This window comes from Parabacteroides hominis (genome assembly GCF_014287585.1).
In the GTDB taxonomy this organism is placed as follows: domain Bacteria; phylum Bacteroidota; class Bacteroidia; order Bacteroidales; family Tannerellaceae; genus Parabacteroides; species Parabacteroides hominis.
On record NZ_JACOOJ010000078.1, the window covers coordinates 1 to 5,220 of the forward strand.

Below are 5,220 nucleotides of genomic sequence, written 5' to 3' on the forward strand. Positions count from 1 at the left end.
AAAAAACAATTTAACAACGAAGAGTTTGATCCTGGCTCAGGATGAACGCTAGCGACAGGCTTAACACATGCAAGTCGAGGGGCAGCGGGGGTAGCAATACCTGCCGGCGACCGGCGCACGGGTGAGTAACGCGTATGCAACTTGCCTATCAGAGGGGAATAGCCCGGCGAAAGTCGGATTAATGCTCCATAAAACAGGGGTCCCGCATGGGAATATTTGTTAAAGATTCATCGCTGATAGATAGGCATGCGTTCCATTAGGCAGTTGGCGGGGTAACGGCCCACCAAACCGACGATGGATAGGGGTTCTGAGAGGAAGGTCCCCCACATTGGAACTGAGACACGGTCCAAACTCCTACGGGAGGCAGCAGTGAGGAATATTGGTCAATGGCCGGGAGGCTGAACCAGCCAAGTCGCGTGAAGGATGAAGGATCTATGGTTTGTAAACTTCTTTTATACGGGAATAAAGTGTGGGACGTGTCCCATTTTGTATGTACCGTATGAATAAGCATCGGCTAACTCCGTGCCAGCAGCCGCGGTAATACGGAGGATGCGAGCGTTATCCGGATTTATTGGGTTTAAAGGGTGCGTAGGTGGTTGTTTAAGTCAGCGGTGAAAGTTTGTGGCTCAACCATAAAATTGCCGTTGAAACTGGATGACTTGAGTATATTTGAGGTAGGCGGAATGCGTGGTGTAGCGGTGAAATGCATAGATATCACGCAGAACTCCGATTGCGAAGGCAGCTTACTAAACTATAACTGACACTGAAGCACGAAAGCGTGGGGATCAAACAGGATTAGATACCCTGGTAGTCCACGCAGTAAACGATGATTACTAGGAGTTTGCGATAGACAGTAAGCTCTACAGCGAAAGCGTTAAGTAATCCACCTGGGGAGTACGCCGGCAACGGTGAAACTCAAAGGAATTGACGGGGGCCCGCACAAGCGGAGGAACATGTGGTTTAATTCGATGATACGCGAGGAACCTTACCCGGGTTTGAACGCATTCGGACCGGAGTGGAAACGCTCCTTTCAGCAATGACCGTTTGCGAGGTGCTGCATGGTTGTCGTCAGCTCGTGCCGTGAGGTGTCGGCTTAAGTGCCATAACGAGCGCAACCCTTATCACTAGTTACTAACAGGTCAAGCTGAGGACTCTGGTGAGACTGCCAGCGTAAGCTGTGAGGAAGGTGGGGATGACGTCAAATCAGCACGGCCCTTACATCCGGGGCGACACACGTGTTACAATGGCATGGACAAAGGGCAGCTACACAGCGATGTGATGCAAATCTCCAAACCATGTCTCAGTTCGGATCGGAGTCTGCAACTCGACTCCGTGAAGCTGGATTCGCTAGTAATCGCGCATCAGCCATGGCGCGGTGAATACGTTCCCGGGCCTTGTACACACCGCCCGTCAAGCCATGGGAGCCGGGGGTACCTGAAGTCCGTAACCGCAAGGATCGGCCTAGGGTAAAACTGGTGACTGGGGCTAAGTCGTAACAAGGTAGCCGTACCGGAAGGTGCGGCTGGAACACCTCCTTTCTGGAGCGCAGGATTTCGTGAGAAGTAGGAGAAGGTATGTTGTTCTCTGGTACTACGGTTGAATATGTATTCATATATGATCTTAAAACTGGACACCCAGTAGAGAAGACGAAGCTGCAACCTCCCCGGTAGAAAGGGAGCCAGTTTCAGGAGATTAAGATAAGCCAGTCCTATAGCTCAGTTGGTTAGAGCGCTACACTGATAATGTAGAGGTCGGCAGTTCAACTCTGCCTGGGACTACTTCAGAAATTAAGGATTAAAACCAAGGATTGGTAAATAAGATTAGAAACATTTATTTATTAATTCATCATTCTTGATTCTTAATTAAAAAAGGGGGGATTAGCTCAGCTGGCTAGAGCATCTGCCTTGCACGCAGAGGGTCAACGGTTCGAATCCGTTATTCTCCACCAAACACGCCGTAAATGGCGTACATAAGATCTTTGACGTATTGGACAACTTCAAATAAAGTTAAGTAACGAATAAAAGTAAGAGCAAGCTAAAGATATATCAATCCGACGCCTATTCCTTAATTATTAATTATTAATTCATGGATAGGGTGTCAGTGATAAAGAAAGTAAGCAAGGGCAGACGGTGGATGCCTTGGCTCTCGGAGGCGATGAAGGACGTGATAAGCTGCGATAAGCTTGGGGGAGGTGCAAATAACCCTTGATCCCGAGATTTCCGAATGGGGCAACCCGGCAGGTTGAAGGCCTGCCATTCCGCAAGGAAGGCGAACGTGGGGAACTGAAACATCTAAGTACCCATAGGAGAAGAAAACAAAAGTGATTCCGCAAGTAGTGGCGAGCGAACGCGGAATAGCCCAAACCGTAGGTGTTTCGGCACCTTCGGGGTTGTAGGACCACGTTGTGGCAAGAAATCAGGGAAGTAGAACGTTTTGGAAAAAACGGCCGTAGACGGTGAAAGCCCGGTATACGACTCCTTGACGAAGCCTAGTGGCATCCTGAGTAGCGCGGAGCACGAGAAATTCTGTGTGAATCAGCGGGGCCCATCCCGTAAGGCTAAATACTCCCGAGAGACCGATAGCGAACCAGTACTGTGAAGGAAAGGTGAAAAGCACCTCGAACAGAGGAGTGAAATAGTCCCTGAAACCGTCTGCCTACAAGCGGTCGGAGCAACAAAAGTTGTGACGGCGTGCCTTTTGCATAATGAACCTACGAGTTACTTTCTCCGGCAAGGTTAAGGGCTTCAGGCCCGGAGCCGAAGCGAAAGCGAGTCTTAATAGGGCGCCATAGTCGGAGTGAGTAGACGCGAAACCAAGTGATCTACCCTTGGTCAGGATGAAGGTTGGGTAACACCAACTGGAGGTCCGAATGGGTATACGTTGAAAAGTGTTCCAATGAACTGAGGGTAGGGGTGAAAGGCTAATCAAACTTGGAGATAGCTCGTACTCCCCGAAATGCATTTAGGTGCAGCCTGTGGTAAGTATAGCATGAGGTAGAGCGACTGATTGGATGCGAGGGCTTCACCGCCTATCAAGTCCAGATAAACTCCGAATGCGTGTTATATATAGCCATGGAGTGAGGGCGCGGGTGCTAAGGTCCGCGTCCGAGAGGAGAAGAATCCAGACCATCAGCTAAGGTCCCCAAATAACGGTTAAGTTGAACTAACGAAGTCAGACTGCAGAGACAGCTAGGATGTTGGCTTGGAAGCAGCCATTCATTTAAAGAGTGCGTAACAGCTCACTAGTCGAGGAGTCTGGCGTGGATAATACTCGGGCATAAACCGTTTACCGAAGCTATGGATGTTGTAAGACATGGTAGGGGAGCATTCCAACGGCGCAGAAGGTAGGGGATAACCCCTGTTGGAGCTTTTGGAAAAGCAAATGTAGGTATAAGTAACGATAAAGGGGGTGAGAAACCTCCTCGCCGAAAGACTAAGGTTTCCTGATCAACGTTAATCGGATCAGGGTAAGTCGGGACCTAAGGATAAGCCGAACGGCGATTCCGATGGAAGAATGGTTTAATATTCCCATACTACTTTATGGAGCGATGTGGAGACGGAGAAGTGACAGTCCTGCCATCTGACGGAATAGGTGGTTGAAGGGTGTAGACGTTGATGATTGTAGGCAAATCCGCAGTCAGAGCCGAACTTGACAGTATGCAGCGTACTTGTACAATGCAATATGGACGTAATCATGCTCCCTAGAAAATCCGCTAAGCATATTCATAGAGTACCCGTACCGTAAACGGACACACGTAGTTGGGTTGAGAATACTGAGGCGCTCGAGTGATTCACGGTTAAGGAACTAGGCAAATTGACCCTGTAACTTCGGGATAAAGGGTCCCACTGTAACAGGTGGGCGCAGAGAATAGGTCCAGGCAACTGTTTAACAAAAACACATGGCTGTGCGAAATGGAAACATGAAGTATACAGCCTGACACCTGCCCGGTGCTGGAAGGTTAAGAGGAGAGCTTATCGCAAGAGAAGGTTTGAATTGAAGCCCCAGTAAACGGCGGCCGTAACTATAACGGTCCTAAGGTAGCGAAATTCCTTGTCGGGTAAGTTCCGACCTGCACGAATGGTGTAATGATCTGGACACTGTCTCAACCGTGAGCTCGGTGAAATTGTAGTATCGGTGAAGATGCCGATTACCCGCGATGGGACGAAAAGACCCCGTGAACCTTTACTATAGCTTTACATTGAATTTGGGCAATTGATGTGTAGGATAGGCCGGAGACAATGAAGCAGGCACGCCAGTGTTTGTGGAGTCGACGTTGAAATACGGCCCTTTGATTGTTTGAGTTCTAACTCGCTGATGCGAGGACACTGTATGGTGGGTAGTTTGACTGGGGTGGTCGCCTCCAAAAGAGTAACGGAGGCTTCTAAAGGTACCCTCAGACCGATTGGTAACCGGTCGCAGAGTGTAATGGCATAAGGGTGCTTGACTGGGAGGCCCACAAGCCGATCAGGTAGGAAACTAGAGCATAGTGATCCGGTGGTTCCGTATGGAAGGGCCATCGCTCAAAGGATAAAAGGTACTCCGGGGATAACAGGCTGATCGCTCCCAAGAGCTCATATCGACGGAGCGGTTTGGCACCTCGATGTCGGCTCGTCACATCCTGGGGCTGGAGAAGGTCCCAAGGGTTGGGCTGTTCGCCCATTAAAGTGGCACGCGAGCTGGGTTCAGAACGTCGTGAGACAGTTCGGTCTCTATCTATCGTGGGCGTAGGATATTTGAGGGGCTCTGACACTAGTACGAGAGGACCGTGTTGGACAGACCACTGGTTTACCGGTTGTCCCGCCAGGGGCACCGCCGGGTATCTAAGTCTGGATTGGATAAGTGCTGAAAGCATCTAAGTACGAAGCCAGCCCCAAGATGAGATATCCCTCAAGGGTCGTTGTAGACTACGACGTTGATAGGCTACAGGTGTAAGGGCAGCAATGTCGAAGCCGAGTAGTACTAATAGCCCGGGACTTTCTTCTCACAAGAATGGTTGATATATTTGTAGGGCGTCGAAAGGCGTCAGCTCAAAACGAGTCATTGTTACAAGACAAATACGTGGGGTTGTCCAGTCAAACATCTTAAGATGTAAAAAACAAGAAATTAAGGTGGTTATAGCGTTGGGGATCCACCTCTTCCCATTCCGAACAGAGAAGTTAAGCCCAACCACGTCGATGGTACTGCGTAAAAGTGGGAGAGTAGATAGCCGCCGTTTTAGAG

The 5,220-nt window shown here is 49.6% G+C and carries 2 tRNA genes and 3 rRNA genes; all 5 read left to right on the forward strand.

Annotated elements, in window-relative coordinates:
• Positions 1 to 13 precede the first annotated feature (13 nt).
• The 5 genes from H8S65_RS20565 (at position 14) to rrf (ending at position 5,215) form a co-directional block, all read left to right on the forward strand.
• A 16S ribosomal RNA gene (locus tag H8S65_RS20565) occupies positions 14 to 1,538 on the forward strand.
• 166 nt (positions 1,539 to 1,704) lie between these two features.
• A tRNA-Ile gene (locus tag H8S65_RS20570) sits at positions 1,705 to 1,778 on the forward strand.
• Between the two features lie 93 nt (positions 1,779 to 1,871).
• A tRNA-Ala gene (locus H8S65_RS20575) sits at positions 1,872 to 1,948 on the forward strand.
• 158 nt (positions 1,949 to 2,106) lie between these two features.
• Positions 2,107 to 4,982, forward strand: a 23S ribosomal RNA gene (locus tag H8S65_RS20580).
• Positions 4,983 to 5,104: 122 nt separating this feature from the next.
• Positions 5,105 to 5,215: ribosomal RNA gene (rrf, locus tag H8S65_RS20585) — 5S ribosomal RNA — on the forward strand.
• The 16S, 23S and 5S rRNA genes sit together here with 2 tRNA genes alongside, the layout of an rRNA operon.
• Positions 5,216 to 5,220: the final 5 nt, after the last annotated feature.